The 21,676-nt window shown below is 59.7% G+C and carries 18 protein-coding genes and 4 tRNA genes; 4 read left to right on the top strand and 18 right to left on the bottom strand.

Annotated features, from left to right (window positions below):
- Positions 1-191 precede the first annotated feature (191 nt).
- The 3 genes from AC04P6_RS07930 to AC04P6_RS07920 all read left to right on the top strand — a co-directional run bounded on the left by AC04P6_RS07930 (position 192) and on the right by AC04P6_RS07920 (position 3,632).
- The gene (locus tag AC04P6_RS07930) at positions 192-704 is read left to right on the top strand and encodes a hypothetical protein (protein WP_475566078.1); all 513 of its coding nucleotides are present in this window, start codon (positions 192-194) and stop codon (positions 702-704) included.
- Between the two features lie 140 nt (positions 705-844).
- Entirely contained in the window at positions 845-2,407 is a 1,563-nt protein-coding gene (locus AC04P6_RS07925; protein ID WP_475566077.1) for a dicarboxylate/amino acid:cation symporter, read from the top strand.
- A gap of 25 nt (positions 2,408-2,432) precedes the next feature.
- Complete coding sequence (locus AC04P6_RS07920) at positions 2,433-3,632, top strand: tyrosine-protein phosphatase (RefSeq protein ID WP_475566076.1); 1,200 nt, start codon at positions 2,433-2,435, stop codon at positions 3,630-3,632.
- A 127-nt stretch (positions 3,633-3,759) separates the two neighbouring features.
- On the opposite strand, the gene AC04P6_RS07915 is transcribed toward AC04P6_RS07920, so the two are convergent.
- The 4 genes from AC04P6_RS07915 to AC04P6_RS07900 form a co-directional block, all read right to left on the bottom strand.
- Positions 3,760-3,834: transfer RNA gene (locus AC04P6_RS07915), tRNA-Val, on the bottom strand.
- A gap of 94 nt (positions 3,835-3,928) precedes the next feature.
- Positions 3,929-4,002 (bottom strand) — tRNA-Cys (locus AC04P6_RS07910).
- A 51-nt stretch (positions 4,003-4,053) separates the two neighbouring features.
- Positions 4,054-4,129, bottom strand: a tRNA-Gly gene (locus AC04P6_RS07905).
- A 200-nt stretch (positions 4,130-4,329) separates the two neighbouring features.
- A complete protein-coding gene (locus tag AC04P6_RS07900) occupies positions 4,330-5,079 on the bottom strand; it encodes a hypothetical protein (protein ID WP_475566075.1) in 750 nt (249 codons plus the stop codon).
- A 39-nt stretch (positions 5,080-5,118) separates the two neighbouring features.
- Here AC04P6_RS07900 and AC04P6_RS07895 point away from each other — a divergent pair, with 39 nt between their 5' ends.
- On the top strand, positions 5,119-5,271 hold the full coding sequence (locus tag AC04P6_RS07895) for a hypothetical protein (RefSeq protein WP_475566074.1): 153 nt from the start codon (positions 5,119-5,121) through the stop codon (positions 5,269-5,271).
- A gap of 106 nt (positions 5,272-5,377) precedes the next feature.
- Here AC04P6_RS07895 and AC04P6_RS07890 read toward each other — a convergent pair.
- The 14 genes from AC04P6_RS07890 to AC04P6_RS07825 form a co-directional block, all read right to left on the bottom strand.
- A tRNA-Leu gene (locus AC04P6_RS07890) sits at positions 5,378-5,466 on the bottom strand.
- Between the two features lie 55 nt (positions 5,467-5,521).
- Positions 5,522-5,773: a preprotein translocase subunit SecG gene (gene secG, locus AC04P6_RS07885; RefSeq protein ID WP_066662419.1), complete on the bottom strand. Its 252-nt coding sequence runs from the start codon at positions 5,771-5,773 to the stop codon at positions 5,522-5,524.
- A 204-nt stretch (positions 5,774-5,977) separates the two neighbouring features.
- Positions 5,978-7,525, bottom strand: a complete 1,548-nt coding sequence (gpmI, locus tag AC04P6_RS07880) for a 2,3-bisphosphoglycerate-independent phosphoglycerate mutase (protein WP_475566073.1) — start codon at positions 7,523-7,525, stop codon at positions 5,978-5,980.
- Positions 7,526-7,545: 20 nt separating this feature from the next.
- Positions 7,546-8,313 (bottom strand): triose-phosphate isomerase, encoded by a 768-nt coding sequence (gene tpiA, locus AC04P6_RS07875; RefSeq protein ID WP_475566072.1) that lies wholly within the window; start codon positions 8,311-8,313, stop codon positions 7,546-7,548.
- A gap of 2 nt (positions 8,314-8,315) precedes the next feature.
- A complete protein-coding gene (locus tag AC04P6_RS07870; protein WP_475566071.1) occupies positions 8,316-9,506 on the bottom strand; it encodes a phosphoglycerate kinase in 1,191 nt (396 codons plus the stop codon).
- An 81-nt stretch (positions 9,507-9,587) separates the two neighbouring features.
- Positions 9,588-10,589 carry a type I glyceraldehyde-3-phosphate dehydrogenase gene (gap, locus tag AC04P6_RS07865; protein WP_475566070.1) on the bottom strand — a complete coding sequence of 334 codons (1,002 nt, stop codon included), beginning with the start codon at positions 10,587-10,589 and terminating at the stop codon, positions 9,588-9,590.
- Positions 10,590-10,659: 70 nt separating this feature from the next.
- Positions 10,660-11,589, bottom strand: coding sequence for a DNA-binding protein WhiA (whiA, locus tag AC04P6_RS07860; RefSeq protein WP_475566069.1), 930 nt, complete (start codon positions 11,587-11,589; stop codon positions 10,660-10,662).
- A complete protein-coding gene (locus AC04P6_RS07855; RefSeq protein WP_475566068.1) occupies positions 11,568-12,674 on the bottom strand; it encodes a gluconeogenesis factor YvcK family protein in 1,107 nt (368 codons plus the stop codon). Before AC04P6_RS07855 ends, whiA begins: the two co-directional genes overlap by 22 nt.
- Positions 12,674-13,624, bottom strand: coding sequence for an RNase adapter RapZ (gene rapZ / locus AC04P6_RS07850; RefSeq protein ID WP_475566067.1), 951 nt, complete (start codon positions 13,622-13,624; stop codon positions 12,674-12,676). Before rapZ ends, AC04P6_RS07855 begins: the two co-directional genes overlap by 1 nt.
- A 5-nt stretch (positions 13,625-13,629) precedes the next feature.
- Entirely contained in the window at positions 13,630-15,588 is a 1,959-nt protein-coding gene (gene uvrC, locus AC04P6_RS07845; protein ID WP_475566066.1) for an excinuclease ABC subunit UvrC, read from the bottom strand.
- 81 nt (positions 15,589-15,669) lie between these two features.
- A complete protein-coding gene (gene gdhA / locus AC04P6_RS07840) occupies positions 15,670-16,974 on the bottom strand; it encodes an NADP-specific glutamate dehydrogenase (protein WP_475566090.1) in 1,305 nt (434 codons plus the stop codon).
- A gap of 138 nt (positions 16,975-17,112) precedes the next feature.
- Complete coding sequence (locus AC04P6_RS07835) at positions 17,113-17,718, bottom strand: hypothetical protein (protein WP_475566065.1); 606 nt, start codon at positions 17,716-17,718, stop codon at positions 17,113-17,115.
- Between the two features lie 54 nt (positions 17,719-17,772).
- Positions 17,773-20,604, bottom strand: coding sequence for an excinuclease ABC subunit UvrA (uvrA, locus tag AC04P6_RS07830; RefSeq protein WP_475566064.1), 2,832 nt, complete (start codon positions 20,602-20,604; stop codon positions 17,773-17,775).
- A gap of 100 nt (positions 20,605-20,704) precedes the next feature.
- Complete coding sequence (locus AC04P6_RS07825) at positions 20,705-21,673, bottom strand: tyrosine recombinase XerC (protein ID WP_475566063.1); 969 nt, start codon at positions 21,671-21,673, stop codon at positions 20,705-20,707.
- Between the last annotated feature and the right edge of the window lie 3 nt (positions 21,674-21,676).

Here is a 21,676-nt window from a genome sequence, read left to right as displayed (position 1 = left end):
GTCAATCGCAAGCGTACATGGCATTCGATAAAGTCGGTAACTCGTCCCTTTGCATCCCCGTTCCAATCTCGCATTCGGATTCGGGGGCACGTAGGCTCTCCCTAATCTGTTACCCCATTGCCACGCTCGGAGGAATGCATATGGCATAATTACGGTAACCGTTTGAACTCGGGCACAGCGAGGTGAGTGTGATGGGGGTCAATTCGAACCAACTTGGCGAGCTTACGGGTAAGGGACGCGTCCTTCTTGCAATCGCGGCCACAATCGCCTTAACGGCCATGATGGCGATATCGCTGGTCAGTTGCGGACAGGCAAGTCAAACGAGCACGTCAGATAGCGCCACGAGCGCTTCGGTAAGCTCCGCCGCAACCAGCGAAGTCGCCCCCATTCCCGATGGCGCCATCGAGTGGTCCGAGGCGTTGTCGCACATTGGAGAGACCGCGAGCGTATATGGCCCCGTTAAGGGCTCCTCATACTTGCCGGAAACCGAAGGGCAGCACACGTATATCGACCTTGGTGCGGAATACCCTGACGAGCACCGGGCCAGCATGGACATCCTGGGCAAGAACAGGGGCAATTTCCCAGGCGACCCCGAGAACCTCTATCTTGGCAAGACGGTTTGCGTGACGGGCGAGATCTACGAGCATGATGGCGTGGCATACATCAAGGTTGCCTCTGCTGACCAGGTGAAGGTCCTCGATTAAGACGCTAGCCTTGCATTCGGATTCTTCCGCTAGGCAGTCTTCGCGGGCAAGAGCCGTTTTCATGGGGGCCAAACGGGAATATGGGCGCGAAAGAGAACATTAAAAGAGAAATAGAGCTAACCAACGCTGATATCACGTCAGTGGTTGACACCGCCTCGGCTACGCTTGCGGAAGCTGGCGTAACCAAGCGCACTGTTTTAAGGGTAATCCTGCTTCTCGAGGAGCTGCTCTTGCGCTACCAGGAGCAGTTCGGCGAGCAAACGATTGTCACATTCTCCATTACCAAACGGCTTGGCATGATGTCTACGCAGATTGAAGTTGCAGCTCCAATGCTCAATGCCCTCGAAATCGCTTCAGCGGACGACGACTTCGGTGACGAGCATAACATCCTCGCGGTTCTTGCGGAGAAGGACGTAGAACCACCCTCGTATCGCTATGCGCGCGGGCGCAATATTGTCGCCATCAACCTGCGTCTTGAGAAGGCGCGAGCGCCTTGGGCTAATCCCCTGCTTGTGGCGACGGTGCTTTCCGTCATTGCGTATTTCGTCTTATCCAACGCCAATTCCACCCTTGCCGGCGAGATTACGGAGGGCGTTGTTGCGCCTTGCATATCCACGCTCATGGGGGCGCTTCATGCGATTACCGGCCCCCTGCTCAGCATATCGCTCATTTCGGGCATCTGCGCCTTAGGCGACATAGCAACCCTCAAGGGCACGGGCAGTCGCGCAATCCTGAGAATCATGGCGTGGGTGATCATCATGTTCGCGGCTTGCGTCGTCGTTAGCTCGCTTTTCTACGGAGGCGCCGTGGGCATGATGGAAACGTCCTTCAACCCAAGCCAGCTCTTCAACCTGCTTCTTTCCGCCATCCCGGGGAACCTCTTATCGCCTTTCCTAGAGGGGAATTCCCTTCAAATTGCCGTGGAGTCCGCCTTCGTTGGCGTCTGCATCCTCGCGCTCGGCGAGCATTCGACCATCATCAGGAAATTCGTCGTCGAGCTGAACTCCCTGATGTTCAAGATCATGTTCATATTCTCCAAGCTCCTTCCCCTTTTGGTCTTCCTGACCGTCTTTCAGGTGCTCATGACCACCGATGTTTCCAGCCTTAAGGACATCGGCCTGATTGTCGTGGTCAACTTCGCCTGCGTCGCGGTCATTGTCGTGGGCATGTTCGTGTGGGTTAGGGCTTCGTTGCGGATTTCCCCCATCCGCTTCGTTCGCAAGCTGTGGCCCGCGTTGTACATTGCCCTCACGACGGGTAGCACCTCGTCGGCTATGGGGGAATTCTTCCGCATCTCTTCGGATGAGCTGGGAATTCGCAAATCGATAGTGAATTTCTGGGCGCCGCTTGGCTTTGCGATGTTCGCTGCGTCGGTTATCGTGCCGCTCGTGGTGGGCATGTTCGCCGTGGCTAGCATGCAAGGTATGACCTTCGATGCCACGAGCCTCGTAATTCTATTCGTGCTGGTATTCCAGCTCTCCATCGCGACGCCCAAGGTGCCCGGAGGCGTTGCCGCTTCCTACGCGATCATTCTGGGCCAGCTGGGGCTGCCCGTCGACTGCGTTGGGCTCCTCATGGCAGCCAATGTTTTCGTGGTGAACGTCGAAATGGCCTTCGGCACGTTCGTTCGCTTCACCGCGGAATGCTCGTTCGCAAACTCCATGCACGCCATCGACAAGGAAAAGCTCAGAAGCAAGAACTGAGAACGCCATTCAAGGGGTGAACGTCATGTCCGCTAAGAAACTCCCTCTCGCCATCCTTACTCTTTGCGTAAGCGCTCTATTGGTGCTGACAAGTTGCGCAGGCGGCGCCGCAACGTCCCCTACGGCGTCAACCGAACCGGAGGCAACCTCCCCTGCAGCCAACGCCGCTCCCACGCTTTCGGGCTGCCCCGTTTCGCACAGCCCGAAGTCCGACGGCGTCTACATCGAAATTTCGCCTGCGGATTTCAATGCGCTCGGGTTTGAGGTCGGCGATAGCGTGGACGTGACCTTCTCGAACGGCTATTCGCTCAAGGGGCTCCCGTACTACAGCGGGACCCTCGTCGAACCAGGCGAGGCGTTGCTTCTTGGCTCTCAGGACCTTCCCTACATCGAAGTTGGCGTATTCTACGGCGATGATCTATGGGTGACGGCCGGCCTGCAAGATGGCGACACCGCAACCGTCACGCAAGCCGAGCCGGGCGCGTTTTCCGCCCTCCAGGAGGCACTCGACCTGTCATACACGGACGAGCGAGCCGACTATCCAAGCGATGTCGCCTTCGCGAATTTCCGGGAGCTTTCGGGTGGGAACCTGAAGCCTGGCGCGTTCTACCGCGGGGCGTCGCCGGTAAACAACAAGAACAACCGGGCCGCATATGCGAATGCGCTCATCGCCGATGCGGGCGTGCACGTGGATTTCGACCTGGCCGACAACGACGAGGAGATCGACGGCTTTCTCGAAGAGGATGCTGAAGCTGGCATAGACGTTTCGTATTTCGAGGGCCTTCGCAGTGCGGGTAACGTGGTTGCGATTGACTTGAACGCCGCCTATACATCCCAGAAGTACGGCCAGAAGCTGGCAGCGGGCCTGGTAGAGCTCATGCAACACGACGGCCCCGTCTACATCCACTGCACTTCGGGAAAAGACCGCTCCGGATTCGTTTGCATGCTACTCGAGGCGCTTGCAGGAGCAAGCTATCAGCAGCTTGCGGATGACTACATGACCACGTACGAAAACTACTACCAGATCAATGCGCTGAGCGCGCCCGAGAAGTATCGCATCATCAAGGAGCAGAGGTTCGACAGCATGTACCGCCATATGGCCGGAGTGGAGAAAGGTGCGGACCTCTCAAGCGTAGACCCTTCTGCCAGCGCCCGTGCCTACCTGAAATCGGCTGGCATGACCGAAGAGGAAATCGACCAGCTTACGGCGTACCTCTGCGCGTAAGGCGTCTCCGTCTTCATTGTTAGATTGGATGCCTGTCTATTACGTACTGACTACGTACTGGGACATCGCGGCTATTCTCGGGAAGAAAAAACCAGGCCAGAATTAGAGTCTGACCTGGTGTTTCATGTGGTGGGCGTTACAAGATTTGAACTTGTGACCTCTTCCGTGTCAGGGAAGCGCTCTCCCCCTGAGCTAAACGCCCGTTAGCTTTGCAGCAGGGGTTATTCTAACAGAACCAGATGCTTTGTAAACACCCTTTTTAGAAAAACCCTGCGCAGTGTTCATGAGCAAAAAGATGGAGGCGACGCCCGGATTCGAACCGGGGGTAAAGGCTTTGCAGGCCTCTGCCTTACCACTTGGCCACGTCGCCATGTTTTGCTTAAAAGAGCCAGCCGATTGCTCGGCCGGCTCACATGAACAATGGAGCGGACAACGGGGTTCGAACCCGCGACCCCCACCTTGGCAAGGTGGTGCTCTACCAACTGAGCCATGTCCGCGCGCAAGAAAGTATTATACGCGACTCGCCCTTTCTGGCAAGAGGGTATTTCATTTTTTGTAGCTGCGTACATAATCCCAGGTGAACAGCCATAAACATGGGCAAATTGGAGAGAATCGAGCGAAAAGGGCCCTTCTAAATGCCCAGGTGGCGCATGCGCGATTCCGCATATGCGCGAACCCACGCATGCAATCGGAATCCCTATCCGTCGATGCGCTTCCCCACGAAGATATCCATGAACACATTGTCGAGACGACAGGTTTGAAGCGAGGCGTACTCCCCGTTGGGCATAACCATGGCCTCGAGTTCGGGTGTGAATACCGTACCGTCATGCAAGACCGTCACCTGTCGCACGATGCGATAGCACCCTAGCTCGCCCTTGTCGTCGCACACGGCAAACATGCCGCCAACGCTGAAGTCGGCGACTTCCGAAAAGATGCCCGGATTGTGGCCAATGTAGTACGTGGGCTCGCCATCGCTGGAATCCCCCACGCCTTGCCAGACGCCGGCCTCCTGCGCGGGAGCGGTATCCCATCCGTAGCAATAGACGTACGGCACGGCGCCAAGCCCCTCGCCCAGGTAGAGCGTGGACGCCCGGAGGTCTATCGCTGGCGACCAGACGGCGCGCAGGGTCACATCCCTGGCCCATAGCGGGTCCAGATGGCTCACAAGGCCCTCTTCCCCATCAACCTGCCACCCCAGGAAGTCGTAGGCATATCGACGGGGCGTGGGAAGCTCTATGGGGCTCGAGTCGATTGAGTAGGAAGACGGCGCTGCGCCAGAAAGCTCGCCGCACGCCAAATCGTAGTTTACGCGGTATCGCTCAAGCTGCCAGCATGCGCGAAGCGTCGTGGACGATCCCGTTCGCGCGCTCTTCGGGCCATAGACGGCTCCCGAGGCGGTGTCCACCCACCCAAGAAGCACATAGCCATCTCGATGCGCTTCTGGCATGCAGACGCGTTCCCACGCCCAAGCATGGGTGCTTGCGGAGTGATTGCCATCGATGGCGCCCTCGCCCGCATCGAAGACGACATCGCCGAAAAGAAGCGAATCGATGCCCGGAACAAAAGATGTACGAAATGTGAAGACGCAGCAGGCCAGTGCGGCAAAAGCGGCGAAGAGAACCGCGAAAACCAGCCTTAATTTTTTTGCGCGCCCGATATGCATCGCTCCACAACTCCTGCACAACTAGTCCGGGGCGTATAGCATAGCAAATAAAAAGAGCCGCCCGAAGGCGGCTCGAAAGTTCTGGTGTCGGAGGCGGGATTTGAACCCGCAAGCCCGAGAAATGGGCACTAGCACCTCAAGCTAGCGTGTCTGCCGTTCCACCACTCCGACGTGAAAAGCAACGAGGGGTACTATAGCACAACTTTCCGCGTTGCAAGCGAGAATTTTAAGCAATTGTGCCCTGAGGATAAATAATCATCAAAAGGATGAGCGAAATCAGGAACACCACGGCAAAGATAATCGTGATGCGGTCGAGGTTCTTTTCGATGATGCTGGTGCCAGAGCTGGTGGAGTACAGCGAGCTGGCGATGGCGTCGGAGATGCCCGTGCCCTTACCGGAGTGAAGCATGATGAAAACGATCAGGCCCGCACCAGAGATGACCAGCGCGATGATGACGAGAATAAGCAATGGATTCAAAGCAAACTCTTTCTTCTCTTTGACTACGGCAAACGGTATGCCGACTTCTTGCAAGAGCAAAATTATAGCCGATTCATACGTAAGGGCAACGCTTCACACCCTAATTACGCATTACAGCGGCATATAAGCGCCCCAGAAGGCGCATGAGGGGCCAATATGGAACGGGAGCCCGCCGACGAATGGCGGACTCCCGTGAAACGCATGCTATGCAAGCAGGCTTTGCGCCGTCATTTCCTCGGGCGCATCCAGGCCAATCATCTGCAGGAGCGTGGGCGCCAGATTGCAGAGCGCTCCGCATCCTCCCTCGGGTTCCGCAAGCTCGTATCCCAGGCCGGCGTAATCGGCCAGAAACAGAGGAACGGGATTGGTGGTGTGGGCCGTGTGCGGCTGGCCATCTTCCGCGATCATCTTGTCGGCGTTACCGTGGTCGGCCGTGACGAGCGCCACGCCGCCCTTGCGCTCGATGGCGGCAAGAACCTGCCCCACACCAGCGTCTACGGCCTCTACGGCCGCGGTAGCGGCCGGAATGGAGCCCGTATGCCCCACCATGTCGCAGTTGGCGAAGTTCACGATGTAGACATCGGCCGTATCGGCATCGATGGCATCGGCGAGCGTCTGCGCCACGGCAGGCTCGCTCATCTCGGGCTTCAGGTCGTACGTGGCGACCTTGGGACTGTCGATGATCTGGCGGCGCTCCCCCGCCTTCGAGGCTTCGATGCCACCGTTCAGGAAGAACGTCACATGGGCGTACTTTTCCGTCTCGGCGATGTGGTACTGCTTCAGGCCGGCGGCGGAAAGCACGTCGGCGAGCACGTTTTCGGGGAATTCCTTCTGGAACGCGATGTCTGCGGGGATTTCCGGATCGTACTCGGTGAGGCACACGAAGTACGGACGCGGGAACGACGACGATTCGAACGGCTGCGCATCGACGAACGCATGCGTAATCTGACGCGCGCGGTCGGGGCGGAAGTTGAAGAAGATGATGGCATCGTCGTCTTCAACGCCGCGGTTGGCAAAGGAACCGGGCACCACGAACTCATCGGTTACATTGCTATCGTAGCTGGCCTGCATAAACGCCTCGGGCGAAAGCTCGCTGCGCGGTTCCGCGTGCGCGATGGCGTCGAACGCCAGCTTCACGCGCTCCCAGCGATTGTCGCGGTCCATGGCGTAGTAGCGGCCGGAAATGGACGCGATGGAAATCTGGCAGGCAGGCGTCGCGTACTCGGCGATGCGTTCCTGCAGTTCCTCGATGTAGCCCTTGCCGCTAGCGGGAGGCACATCGCGGCCATCCATGAAGCAGTGCACGAAAACGCGGGGCACCTCGTGCTGGGCAGCCATCTTCAGCAGCGCATAGAGATGCTCGTTGCTGGAATGCACGCCGCCATCGGAGGTGAGGCCCATAACGTGCAGCACGGAATTGGCTTCCTTCACGCGCTGCATGGCAGCCAGGAGCTTCTCGTTTTCGGCGATGCTGCCGCTACGGCAGGCGTTGTTGATGCGCGTGAGCTCCTGATACACGATGCGGCCGGCACCGATATTCAGATGGCCCACTTCGGAGTTGCCCATCTGGCCATCGGGCAGACCCACGTACTCGCCAGATGCCTGGATCTGGATGTTCGAGGCCGTTTCGCGCAAATGGTCGAGGTTGGGCGTCTTCGCAAGCGAAATCGCATTGCCCGGGCCCGGTTCGGCGATGCCGAAGCCATCCATGATGATGAGGGCTGCGGGCAGATGAAGCTTGCTTGTATCCATACTTGAACTTCTTTCCCGTGCTACTTGAGGCACGCTTCGACTAGCTCGGCGAAGGAATCGGCGGAAAGCGCCGCGCCGCCGATAAGGCCGCCATCGATGTCGGGCTGGGCCATGAGGCCCTCGACGTTTGCGGGCTTCATGGAGCCACCGTATAGCACGCGCATGCCATCGGCCACATCCTGGCCAAACGCATCGGCGAGAGCGGCCCTGATGGCGGCGCAGACTTCCTGCGCCTGCTCGGGGGTGGCGGTGCGGCCCGTGCCAATGGCCCAGATGGGCTCGTAGGCGACGACGCACTTGGCGGCTTCCTCGGGCTCGAGGCCGGCGAAGGCCGCGCGCACCTGGTTGCATACGAAGTCGATGTACGTTTCCGCATCGCGCACGGCGAGCGATTCGCCCACGCACACGATGGGCGTGAGGCCATGCTTGAGCAGGGCGATTACCTTGCGGTTAACCATTTCGTCGGTTTCGGCGAAGTATTCGCGGCGCTCGGAATGGCCTACGATGCAATGATCGACGCCAATGTCTTCGAGCATGGGAATGGCGAGCTCGCCCGTGAAGGCGCCACCCTCTTCCCAATGGCAGTTCTGCGCGCCGACGTGGATGTCGCGGCGGTCGAACTCCAGCACGGTGTGCACGGCCTTCAGATTGCAGGCCGGCGGGCAGAGCACGACGTCGACATCTTCCCAATGGACGTCGTAGCGATTGGAAATACCCTGGGCGAGCACGGTGGACTCGGCCCAGGTCTTATTCATCTTCCAGTTTCCAGCCATCATGGGCTTGCGCATGATTAAGCCTCCTTAAGAGCCTCAACGCCGGGCAGGGCCAGACCCTGCACCAGTTCCATGGAAGCGCCGCCACCGGTGGAGATGAACGTCATCTTGCTTCCAAGGTCGAACTTATTCACTGCGGCAACGCTGTCGCCGCCACCGATGATGGTGTCGGCCTGCTCGTTTTCGGCAACGGCCAGGGCAACCGCCTTGGTGCCGTGCTCGAACGCGGCCATCTCGAACACGCCCATGGGACCGTTCCAGAACACCGTTTCCGCCTCGGCAATGGCCTGGGCATACAGCTTCTCGGTTTCGGGGCCGATGTCGAGGCCCATCATGTCCTCGGGGATCTCGTCGACGGAAACCGTAGCGGTGTTCGCATCTTCGGCGAAGCGGTCGGCAACCACGACGTCCTGCGGCAGAAGGAGCTTCACGCCGGCTTCCTTGGCATGCTCGATCATGCCAGCCGCGCGCTCGACCCAGTCTACTTCCTTGAGGCTGGTGCCCACGGCTTTGCCCTGTGCGAGCAGGAACGTGAAGCACATGCCGCCGCCAATGATGATGGTGTCGGCCTTGCCGATGAGGGCATCGATGACGCCCACCTTATCGGAGACCTTCGAGCCGCCAAGGATGGCCACGAACGGGCGCTTGGGCTCGTCGAGCATGCTGGAGAGCGTGCCAACCTCGCGAAGCATGAGGTAACCGGCGTATGCGGGCAGAAGCGCGGCAACGCCCGCCGTGGAGGCGTGGGCGCGATGCGCGGTGCCGAAGGCGTCGTTCACGTACAGGTCGCCCAGCTTGGCGAGCTCCTCGCAGAAGGCGGGGTCGTTCTTCTTCTCGCGCTTGTCGAAACGAAGGTTTTCGAGCACTACGATCTGGCCGTCTTCCATGGCGTCGACGACTTCATGGGCATGCGGGCCCACCGTGTCGGCGGCGAAGGTGACGGGGGCGTCTACCAGCTCTGCCAGGCGCGCGGCGGCGGGGGCCAGCGAGAACTTCTCCTCGAAGCCCGTGCCCGCGGGGCGGCCCAGGTGGCTCATGAGGATTACCTTGGCGCCCTTCCCCACCAGATATTCGATCGTGGGAAGAGCGGCGCGGATACGCGTGTCGTCGGCAACCGTGGAACCGTTCAGGGGGACGTTGAAATCGACGCGGCACAGAACGCGCTTGCCGGCGACGTCGGCTTGCTCAAGTGACTTCACTTCAGCCATGCTTGCATTTCCTTTCTACAACAAAACAAGGCCGGAACCGCAGCGCAAGCATGCATGTTCCGGCCGTGATGACAAAAGACCTTAGAGCAGGATCTTCGCGAGGTCCTTAACGCGGTTGGAGTAGCCCCACTCGTTGTCGTACCAGCTTACGCACTTAACGAGGTTGCTCTCGCCACCCATGACCATGGTGAGGCCGCTATCGAAGATAGAGGAGTGGCTGTTGTGCACGATGTCGATGGAGACCAGCGGCTCTTCGCTGTACTCCAGGATGCCCTTCAGCGGGCCTTCGGCGGCAGCCTTCATGGCAGCGTTGATTTCTTCCTTCGTAACCGTCTTCTCCAGTTCGACGGTGAGGTCGACCATGGAGCCGTCGGGGATGGGCACGCGCGTTGCGAAGCCGTCGAGCTTGCCCTTGAGTTCGGGGAGAACCAGGGAAACGGCGCGGGCGGCACCCGTGGTGGTGGGGATGATCGACATGGCCGCGGCACGGGCACGACGAAGGTCCTTATGAGGAAGGTCGAGAATCTTCTGGTCGTTCGTGTAGGCATGAATGGTGTTCATGTAGCCGCGCTTAATGCCGAAGTTGTCGAGCAGGACCTTGGCGAACGGCGCGAGGCAGTTGGTGGTGCAAGATGCGTTGCTGACGATGTTGTGAACGGCGGGGTCGTACAGGTGGTCGTTCACGCCCATGACGATGGTGATGTCTTCATCTTTGCCGGGAGCGGTGATGAGGACCTTCTTGGCGCCGGCGTCGATGTGCTTCTGAGCGCCCGCGCGATCGCGGAACACGCCCGTTGACTCAACGACGATGTCGATGTCCAGCTCGCCCCAGGGCAGGTTGGAAGGATTGCGGTCGGAGAAAACCTTAACGCTCTTGCCGTCTGCAATGAAACCATCTTCGGTGGCTTCTACCGATTCGAAATCGCGTCCATGAATGGAATCGTACTTCAGAAGGTGGACCATAGCCTCCACGGAACCGGGATCGTTAACCGCGACCACTTCCAAAGCGGGGTCTTTTGCCATCGCACGGAAGACCAGGCGTCCAATACGGCCAAACCCGTTGATCGCTACCCTCGTTGCCATTAGGCACTCCTTATCTCTCGATACTATTCAGGCACAACACGCAGGTCGCGCCGTGGATACTATAACGCATTTACCGCTCAACCTGCGCGGCAAGCTGCTCGATTCGACGAACGCGATGGTATACGGCGGATTTGGACAGTGGCGGGTCGGCGTATTCGCCCAACTCCTTCAACGTGGCATCCGGGTGGGACACGCGAAGTTTGATGAATTCTTGAAGAGCAGGTGGGAGGCTCTCCAGGCCGTAATGGTCGACCACGGCATGAATGGCCATGATCTGCTCCATGCTGGCTTCGGTTGCCTTCTGCTGGTTGGCGAGTTCGGCGTTCACGCGCCGGTTCACGTCGTTGCGCACGCTCTTGATGACGCGCACGTTCTCCATCGCAAGCGCGCTCTGATGCGCGCCGACGACGGCCAGAAACGCCGAAATGGCAGAACCGCTTTTCATGTACACGATGTAATTGCTGCGGCGCTGCATGATCTTCGCGGAGATGTCGCGCTCCGACATGAGCTCCACCAGGCCCGTTGCCAAGTCTTCCGACTCGACGGACATCTCGAAGTGAAAGTCGCCCTTGGGGTTCGCGATGAACCCGCTACCCAGAAACGCCCCACGCAAATACGCCGCCGCGCAGCAGCGCTTTTCGACGAGCTTCGGGTACACGCCGCGATCGAAGCCGCCCGACGTGAGCACGCCCATGTCCTTCATGGCTTCGGGCAGCCCCTTCTGCATGGGTACTTCGATGAGGTAGTTCGGCGTCTTGTGCAGCACGCTCCTGCGAACCGTCCAATCGGTTTTCAGGCCGTAGATCTCATGCAATAGCTTCACGAGAAGGCGCGCCACGGAAGGCGAATCGGTATCGACTTCGATGCGAAAGCGGCCCGAGCCAGCCAGAAACAGCGAGCCCTCCATGCGGATGAGCGCCGCGAGCGTGGCACGTTCGCAATGGGAGCAAACCGGTGGAACGCGTGAGAGTTCTTCCTTTACATCTGCGGTGAACGACAAAGCTTGAGCACCCCCGTTAAGGCGTCGCGTAGAGCAATGGGATTGTGAATGGTGGGATGCGCCGGGTCGACGAAATCGCGCGCGATCACCACGGGGCCGCTTTCCTGAATGCGGTACGCGGCATCGTAGGTGATGGGCACGGAGCGCACGCGGCTCGCGCCGTCGAAGTCGTTCTGGAGCGCATCTTCGCGTGCCACCTGGTTGAAGCTGCCGGGCTCGTGCCCGCCGGGGCGCAGCTGCACCGGAGTATGCACCAGCACGTAGTCGAGCAGGCCGGCCATGCCGTGGTCCTGCAGGGCGCGCACGTGTTCCTCGGCGGAAAAGCCCCAGGTCTCACCCTGGAAATCGGCCACGCTGCACACGAACACCGTCTTCGCGCGCGAGCTGCGAATAGCCTCGAGCACGCCCGGGATGAGCAGGTTCGGGATGATGGACGTGAACAGCGAACCGGGGCCGAGCACGATGAGGTCGGCTTCGCAGATTGCCTTGATGGCGGCAGGATACGGCGTGCCCGTATAGGGCGCCTTCAGCCACACGCTTTCGATGGCGGTGCGAGAATGCGAGATGTTGGCTTGGCCCTCGATAACGCGCCCATCGAGCGTGCGCCCGCACAGCGTGACCTTGTCGAGCGTAGACGGATACACATGCCCCTTGGCATGCAGCAGCTCCTCGCAAATGTGGATGGCCTCGGGAAATGAACCCGTGGCATCCTCGAGCGCGGTGATGAGCAGGTTGCCCAGCGCATGGTTGTTCGCGAGTTCGAAACGATATTTGAACGCGCGTGTAAGGGGGTCGTGCGGGTTTTCGGCAAAGGCCACGAGGCACTTGCGGATATCGCCCGGAGGCGTGACGTTCGCGACCTCGCGCAACGCGCCCGTGGAACCGCCATCATCGGCCATGGCCACAACGGCAGACGTGCGCACGCCCATGGAAACGAGCGTGCGAATGGAGACGGGCGCACCGGTTCCGCCGCCGATGACCACGGCGTGAGCGGGCTGGGCATTGCCCACGACGGGTTCAATGCCGCGAATCTTGTCGAACGAGCCGGTTGCGGATGGATCTTGCCTGAATGCGGAATTCGCCATTACTTCCCCTCCCCGCTCTTGTCATTCGCGCCCGTGTCGGCGCGCGAGAGGTCGCGGTGGGAAACATGCACGTGATAACCGCATTTATGCAGGTACGCTCCAGTTGCCTCGGCGATGGCGACGCTGCGATGCTGACCACCCGTGCAGCCTACGCCAATGGCGAGCTGCTGCTTGCCTTCCGATACGTAGCCAGGCATGACGCAGTCGAGCAGTGCCGTCCAGCGCACCATGAATTCCTTCGTTTCGGAACGCCCCATCACGAACGTGCGCACCTTGTCGTCGAGGCCGGTAAGGTGGCGCATTTCGGGGTCGTAATAGGGGTTGGGCAAGAAGCGCACATCGATGAGGATGTCGGCATCAGCGGCCGAGCCGTGCTTGAAGCCGAACGAATACACGACGACGCTCATGCCCTCGCGGGGCGTTTCATGCGCGAACAGCGCGCGAATGCGCTCGCGCAGGGCAATGGGACGCAAGTTCGACGTGTCGATGATGGCATCGGCGCTCACGCGCAGTTCCTGCGTGAGCTCGCGTTCCATTTCGATGCCCTGCGAAATGGTGGTCTTGTTGTCGACGCACATCGGGTGACGGCGACGCGACGCCTTGTAGCGCGCGAGAATGGCCTCGTCGGACGCGTCGAGGAAGATGATCGAGTAATTGATTCCAGCGTCGCGCAAACGGCCCAGTTCGCGCGTAAGCTCGCGGAAATAGTTGCGGTTGCGCGCATCGCACACCACGGCGAGCTTCCCCGATGCGCCATCCTGGCTGGGGATGCTGTCGGAAGTGACGAGCGACATGAGAAGCGCGGGAGGAAGGTTGTCGATGCAGAAGTAGTTCATGTCCTCGAACGTGTGCATCGCCTCGGTGCGCCCTGCCCCGCTCATGCCGGTGATGACCACCAAATCGGGCGTGGCATTGGGCGTTTGCGTTTGCTGCGCGTCATTGCTAGGCATATATGCTATTCCCCCTCGCCTACGGAAGAATGACCAGCGACTTCAATCGAATTCTTCTCTTGCGTGCCATTATACTGCCGCAAGACAGCGTACACCTCGCGTGCGACGTCATCCGGCACAACATGAGCATCCAAAATGTCCTGCAGGCTGGCATCACGCAGCTTGCGGAAACCACCCATGGCCTTCAGCAGCGCCTTCTTGCGCACGGGGCCAACGCCGGGCACTTCGTCGAGAATGCTCGTGGTCATGCCCTTGCCGCGAAGCTCGCGGTGGAACGTGATGGCGAAGCGATGCGATTCGTCGCGCACCTGCTTCACCAGGTACAGCGATGCCGACCCGCTGGGCAGAACCACCGGTCCCGTGTCTTGCCAGGGCACGAACAGCTCCTCGTCGCGCTTGGCCAGGCCGGCCATGGGGATGTCGACGCCCATGCCGCCCAGCTGTTCCATGGCAGCCGAAAGCTGCGGCTTGCCACCGTCGAGAATGAGCAGGTCGGGCTTGCGTCCGAAGCGTTCGTCGGCCATGCGCTCGGGCGAATAGCGGCGACCCAGCACCTCCTGCATCGAGACGAAGTCGTTCGCCTCGTCGAGTTCGGCGCGAATCTTGAAACGGCGGTACTGGCTCTTGTCGGGCTTTCCGTCGGTGAATACCACCATCGAGGCAACGGTGTACGTGCCATGAAGCGTTGAGATGTCGAAGCATTCGATGCGCATGGGCGGCGCGTCGAGCGCGAGCGCGCTTTCGAGCTGCGTGAGCGCCTCGTTGATGCGCTTGTCTTCGTAATTCGTGCGCACCTTGTAGCGCATGAGCGTGTGCTTCGCGTTGACCTGCGCCATTTCCAGCAGATCTCGCTTCTCGCCGCGCTCGGGAACGACGAATCGAACGCGCGCGCCGAACTTGCTGGCAAGACGGTTGGTGAGCCAGTCTTCCATCGTCGGCTGGTCTTCGGGCATCTGCGCAACTATCACCTCGCGCGGGATGGATTCCGTCACGCTGTAGTAGCGCAGCAAGAAGAAGTGCAGAATATCCTGGTCGGGAACGTTCTTGCCCTTGTCGAGCACGAACTCGTTCCCGTTGATGACCCTTCCCTCGCGCACCATGAGCACGTGGACGCCCGCGATGGTTTCCTCGCGGTAGAAGCCGATGACGTCGGCATTGACGTCATGCGCCATAACGGCATGCTGCTTGTCGGTAAGGCGCTCGATAACCTCGATGCGCTCCTTGATGCGCCCCGCCTTCTCGAAATCGAGTTCGGAAGCGGCAATCCCCATATCCTCTTTCAGCTCGGAAATGAACTCCGCATGATTGCCACGCAGAAAGCGCTCGACGCGACGCACGTTTTCCGCATACGCTTCGGGCGTGATCTTGCCGCAGCACGCGCCCGGCCCAATGCCCACATGGCAGTCGAAGCAAGGCTTGCGCTGTTCAGACAGATAATCTTGAAGACCTGACTTTTCGATTTCGCGGCTCATCGCACGCCATTGCGCGCACGAAGCTGCGCAGATGGGAACTACCTTGCGCGCGATTTCGATCATGCGACGCGCGGCCTTGCTATCGGTATAGGGCCCGAAATACTGCGTTTCCGGCTTATGCTTCTCGCGCGTGAACTTGATGGCGGGAAACGTATCTCCCTTGGTGAGCGCGATGAACGGATAGCTCTTGTCGTCTTTGAAGTCGGCGTTGAAGAACGGCGCATACTGGTCGATGAGGTTCTTTTCCAGCACGAGGCTTTCGTACTCGTTGTCGACGACGATGTATTCGAACGAGCGAATCTGGTCGACGAGCAGCGGGATTTTAGCGCGATCGTCTTGGAAATTGACGTACTGGCGCATGCGCGCGCGAAGCTGCTTTGCCTTGCCCACATATATGACCTGGCCATCTTCGTCTTTCCATAGGTAGACCCCCGGCAGGGTGGGTACTTCGTCAAGCTGGCGTTTGATGATTTCGATGCGCTCGTTATCCATGGGGCAAGTATAACGAAAGCCGCGGAGCCAAAAAGGCCCCGCGGCTTAAAAGCATCGAAGATGTTGCCTGATAGCTGGGAACTACACGAGACCCTGGGCAATCATGGCGTCGGCAATCTTCTTGAAGCCGGCGATGTTGGCGCCAACAACGTAGTTGCCTTCGAAGCCGTACTCGCGAGCAGCGTCGTCGGCAGCGTGGAAGATGCTCTTCATGATGCCGTGCAGCTTCTCGTCGACCTCTTCGAACGTCCAGGACAGATGCTCGTGGTTCTGGCTCATCTCCAGGCCGGAGGTGGCAACGCCACCGGCGTTAGCGGCCTTGCCGGGCATGAAGGTCACGCCGTTTTCGATGAGGAAGTTGGTTGCGTCCATCGTGGTGGGCATGTTGGCACCCTCGGCAACGACCTTGCAGCCGTTAGCGGCGAGCTGCTTGGCATCCTCGATGAACAGCTCGTTCTGCGTAGCGCAGGGAAGCGCGATGTCGCAGGGGATCTGCCAAACGCCGCGGCCCTCGTGGTACTCCACGCCCTCGGCGCGCTTGGCGTACTCGCTGATGCGAGCGCGCTCGACTTCCTTGATCTGCTTCAACAGAGCGATATCGATGCCCTGGGGAGCGTGGATCCAGCCGGTGGAGTCGGACAGCGTGACGACGGTGGCGCCCAGCTGCTGAGCCTTTTCGGCAGCGTAGATGGCAACGTTGCCGGAACCGGAGATGGTAACCGTCTTGCCCTCGAAGCTGTCGTCGTTGCAGTTCAGGAATTCCTGCACGAAGTACACCAGGCCATAGCCGGTGGCTTCGGTGCGAGCCAGGGAACCGCCGAAGGAAAGGCCCTTGCCGGTGAGAACGCTGGACCATTCGTCGCGGATGCGCTTGTACTGGCCGAACATGTAGCCGATTTCACGAGCACCCGTGCCGATGTCGCCAGCGGGGACGTCGGTGTCGGGGCCAATGTGACGGCAGAGTTCCGTCATGAAGCTCTGGCAGAAGCGCATGACCTCGCGGTCGGACTTGCCCTTCGGGTCGAAGTCGGAACCGCCCTTGCCGCCGCCCATGGGCAGCGTGGTGAGGCTGTTCTTGAAGATCTGCTCGAAGCCGAGGAACTTCAGGATGGAGAGGTTAACCGAGGGATGCAGACGCAGGCCGCCCTTGTAGGGCCCCAGAGCGCTGTTGAACTGGATGCGGAAGCCGCGGTTCACATGGATGTTGCCCTCGTCGTCTTCCCAGGGAACGCGGAACATGACGACGCGCTCGGGCTCGACGATGCGCTCGAGCAGAGCCTTCTTCTGATACTCGGGATGAGCGTCGATGACGGGCTGGAGAGAGGTGAGGACTTCGGTGACAGCCTGGATGAATTCCGGCTGGTCGGCGTCCTTCGCCTTCACCATATCGATAACTTGCTGCGTGTAACTCAAGGTTACCTCCTTAGTGCGATTGCCAACTCGGCCAATTATACGGCGGCACTTTCGCGTGATAGAGTGAAACGAGGATTTAACGAATTATTAACGTTGCAGAAACAAAAGCGTTTACGAAACGACTTTGGAGGACACGACGTTGCTAGGAGAGATGAGAATCACGCCGATTTTGCCCACGCACGGAGAGTCGACGCAATAGGCGCTCCCCAACGTGCCGTCAAACGCGTTGCTGGTGTTGTGCTGCGTGGAGATGACGATATCGATACCGCTCACGCCCGCGGAACTGCAGGAAAGAAGCTGCTTATCGGGCGTGATGCAGATGACGAAGTCGACTTCCTGGCGTTCGAACGCGCGGATGGCGTTCTGGTACAGGCTTGCGTCTTCGAGCGAATCGACGCAGAGAACGCCAATGCGCTTCGAGCCTGCCTTCACGATGATGCCCTCGTCGTAGAGCGCCGTGTTGATGAGGTCGAGGCTCACGACCGTGGCGTTCTTTTCCCGATAGCTGGTGATAACGCTATTGCGCGTTACGGGCGCGGTGGTGGCATTCGCCTCTTCCACGGTGGGGATATCGACGCCATCGAACACGATGGCGGTATACCCCTCCATGGAACCAGTTGCGTCGTCGATAGTGGTTGCAGCCGTGTTCCAGTTATGGCCTACGTTGATATACCAAATACCGCCGCTGATCACGACAACGATCAGCGCAAGGAACACTATCAGGGCGAATTTTTCTCGGGAGCTTTGATCCATAGCCCACGATTATAGCCGTTACGAAAGCATATCGGCGAGAAAACGACCGGTATGACTTTCATAACACGAAGCGACGTCTTCGGGAGTGCCCTCGCATACGATTCCGCCACCTCGTTCGCCGCCTTCGGGCCCCAAATCGATGACGTGGTCGGCGCATTTGATTACATCGAGATTGTGCTCGACGATGAGCACCGTGTTTCCCGCATCGACGAGGCGCTGGAGCACCACGATGAGCTGGCGGACGTCTTCGAAATGCAAGCCGGTAGTGGGCTCGTCGAGAATGTAGAACGTCTTGCCCGTTTGAACGCGCTGGAGCTCGCTCGAGAGCTTCACGCGCTGAACCTCGCCGCCGGAAAGCGTGGTGGCGGGCTGGCCAAGGCGAATGTAGCCCAATCCAACGTCGTGCAGCGTTTGCAGCTTGCGGGTAATGCGCGGGATGTTCTCGAAGAACTCGAGCGCTTCGTCGACCGTCATGTCGAGCAGCTCGTAAACGTTCTTGCCACGGTAATGCACCTGCAGCGTTTCGCGGTTGTAGCGCTGGCCACCGCAGACCTCGCACGGCACGTACACGTCGGGCAGGAAGTGCATTTCGATTTTCACCTGGCCATCGCCCTTGCATGCCTCGCAGCGGCCACCAGGGACGTTGAAGCTGAAGCGACCAGGCGAATAGCCGCGTGCCTTCGATTCCTGCGTGGAGGCCATGAGCTTGCGAATGTCGTCCCATAGGCCCACGTAAGTGGCGGGGTTGGAACGGGGCGTGCGCCCGATGGGAGACTGGTCGATGTCGACTATCTTGTCGAGCTTGTCGACTCCCGTGATCTTGCGGTAATCGCCCGTGCTGCGATGCGCGTGGTTCACGCGATTCGCAAGCGCCGGGGCGAGCGTGTCGGTGATGAGCGAGCTCTTGCCAGAGCCGGAAACGCCCGTAACGACGGTAAGCGTGCCGATGGGAATGCTTACCGTAAGGTCACGCAAGTTGTTTTCGCGGCAACCCGAAATGGTGATCTTTCCGCGGCGGGGGTTCCTGCGCTTTTCGGGAACGGATATCTCGCGCTTGCCCGTGAGGTATGCGGCCGTAAGGGAATCGGGGCAATGCACGATCTGGGCGGGCGTGCCGCAGGCCACCACTTCCCCGCCGTGCTCGCCGGCGCCAGGACCCATGTCAATTACGTAGTCGGCATGGCGGATGGTGTCCTCGTCGTGCTCGACCACGACAACGGTGTTCCCCAAATCGCGCAAATGCTCGAGCGTGCCAATAAGGCGCTCGTTATCGCGCTGGTGCAAGCCAATGGAAGGCTCGTCGAGAATGTAGAGCACGCCCATGAGGCCCGCGCCAATCTGCGTGGCGAGGCGAATGCGCTGCGCTTCGCCGCCGGAAAGCGTGGCCGTTGCTCGTTCGAGCGTGAGGTAGTCGAGGCCCACGTCTACCAGGAACTGCAAACGCGAGCGAATCTCCTTTACGATGGGGTTGGCGATTTGCGCATCGGGGCCCTCGAACTGCAGGCAGTTGAAGAACGAGAGCGAGTCGCGCGCGGAAAGCTCGCACACCTCGTGGATGTTCTTGCCGTTTACGGTTACCGCGAGGATTTCGGGCTTCAGACGCTTGCCGCCGCATGTGGCGCAGGGCACCACCGCGAAATAGCGCTCGTACTTTTCGCGCTGGCGGTCGCTGCTTGCTTCCTTGTAGCGGTTCATGACCGCAGCGCGGATGCCCTCCCATTCTATATACCAGTACGTTTCGCGCCCATCGACCGTGCGATAGTCGACGCGCACCTTTTCCTTCGCAGGAAGGCCTTCCATGAACGCCTGCTGCGCCTTGCGCGAGAAGTCTTCCCACGGGGTATCGGCATCGTAGCCCAGATGGGCGGCGACGGCGCGAAGCACCTGCGGATAGTAATTTCCGCTGGAAAGAGGCGCAACAACGCCTTGGTTCAGCGTGAGGGATGGATCGGGAATGATGAGGCTGGGGTCGATTTCCTCCCTGCTGCCGATGCCGGAGCAATCGGGGCAGGCGCCATAGGGCGCGTTGAAGCTGAAATCGCGCGGCTGCAGCTCGTCCATGGAGTGGCCGTGTTCGGGACACGCCAGAGCCAAGCTGAAAAGATGGTCGGTTTCCTGCTGACCATCGATGGCGTGAATGATCACGCGGCCATTTGCCAGGCGCGTAGCCACCTCGACGGCTTCCGCGATACGCGAGGTAGCGGACGCCTTCAGCACCACGCGGTCGACGACCACCTCGATGGTGTGCTTGAACTTCTTGTCGAGCTTGATTTCCTCTTCCCCATCGAGGCGCATGACCTCGCCATCGACGCGAACGCGCGAAAAGCCCTCGGCGCGAACGTCTTGGAAGAGCTTGGTGAATTCGCCTTTGCGTCCGATGACCATGGGGGCCATGACGAGGGCGCGAATGCCTTCGCCCAGGGCGATGATTTCATCGGTTACCTGGTCGGTGGTTTGCTTCTTGATTTCCCTGCCGCATTCGGGGCAATGGGGCACGCCCACGCGCGCGAACAGAAGTCGCAGGTAGTCGTAGATTTCCGTGACCGTGCCAACGGTGGAACGCGGGTTCTTGCTGGTGGTTTTCTGGTCGATGGAAACAGCCGGGGAAAGACCGTCGATGCTATCGAGGTCGGGCTTGTTCATCTGGCCGAGGAACATGCGCGCGTAGCTGGAAAGACTTTCCACGTAACGGCGCTGGCCTTCCGCATAGATGGTATCGAATGCAAGGGAGCTTTTTCCCGAACCGGAAAGACCGGTAATGACGACGAGCTTATCGCGCGGGATGGTAACGTCGATGTTCTTGAGGTTATGCTCGCGCGCGCCTTTGATAACGATGGAATTCTGCGACATGGGACCGCCTAACAAAAAGCCAGTTTGCTATGCCCATTGTAAAGGCGCAGATAAACAATGGTAGAGTTGTTACCGCATCGCTAGAATACGAACACATGTACTACCCACGCGGGTGAGCGCTCTTATGCACTTCAGCCAGGCGCCCCACCGAAAGATGCGTGTAGATCTGCGTCGTGGAAAGGCTCGCGTGCCCGAGCATCTCCTGCACGCTGCGGAGGTCGGCACCGCCTTCAAGCACGTCCGTTGCGAACGTATGGCGCATGTCATGCGGAGTGTAATGGGCATCGACGCCAGCATCCACAAGCGTCTTGGCGAACATCTTGCGCATGGCGTCGGTGCCCATGCGATTGCCGCGTGTGGAAAGGAACACGTACCCCGGGTCGGGCTTGTCGCCCAACAGGTCGGGACGACCGAAGTCCAAGTACGCACGCAAGCTGGTCAGCGAGAGCTCGTGCAAGGGCACGATGCGCTCCTTGCTTCCCTTTCCCAGCATTCGCACCTGAGCCTGTTCGAAGTCGATGTCTTCGAGCCTCAGGTTCGATGCCTCCGAGATACGCGCGCCGCATGCGTACAGGAATTCTAGGATTGCCTGATCGCGAAGCTGCGAAGGCATTTGATGGCGCGTATGGCCCTGCTTGTCGATGGAACCATGCACGGAAAGGATCCGCGCCATATCACCTGCGGGAATGCGATGCGGAAGGCGTTTCGAGGAGCGAACCGAGGGAATCACGTCCACGGGGTTCGACTCGACGTATTCGTTGATGACCATCCAACGGAAGAAGCCTCGCAGGCTGCTCAGGCGCCTGTTCACCGTGCTGCGTGCGTAGCGAGCAGCATCCATGTCGGCCAGGTATCGGCGCAATTGCTTATGCGTGACCGCACAGGGCTTCACCTTGGCGCGAACCGCCCAACGCCCATACGACTCGAGGTCGATACGGTAGTTGCGAATGGTGTGCGCAGACACGTTCTGCTCAACCCGCAGCGATGCAAGATAGGCATCCAAGCGCTCTGCGAAATCGCCAGGCAATTTGCGCGCGCTATCGGCAGGAGAATTCGTTGTGGAAGCCATAGC

The organism is Denitrobacterium sp., assembly GCF_056180635.1.
Note: the sequence above shows the minus strand (reverse complement) of the source record. Positions and strands in the feature narration are given on the sequence as shown.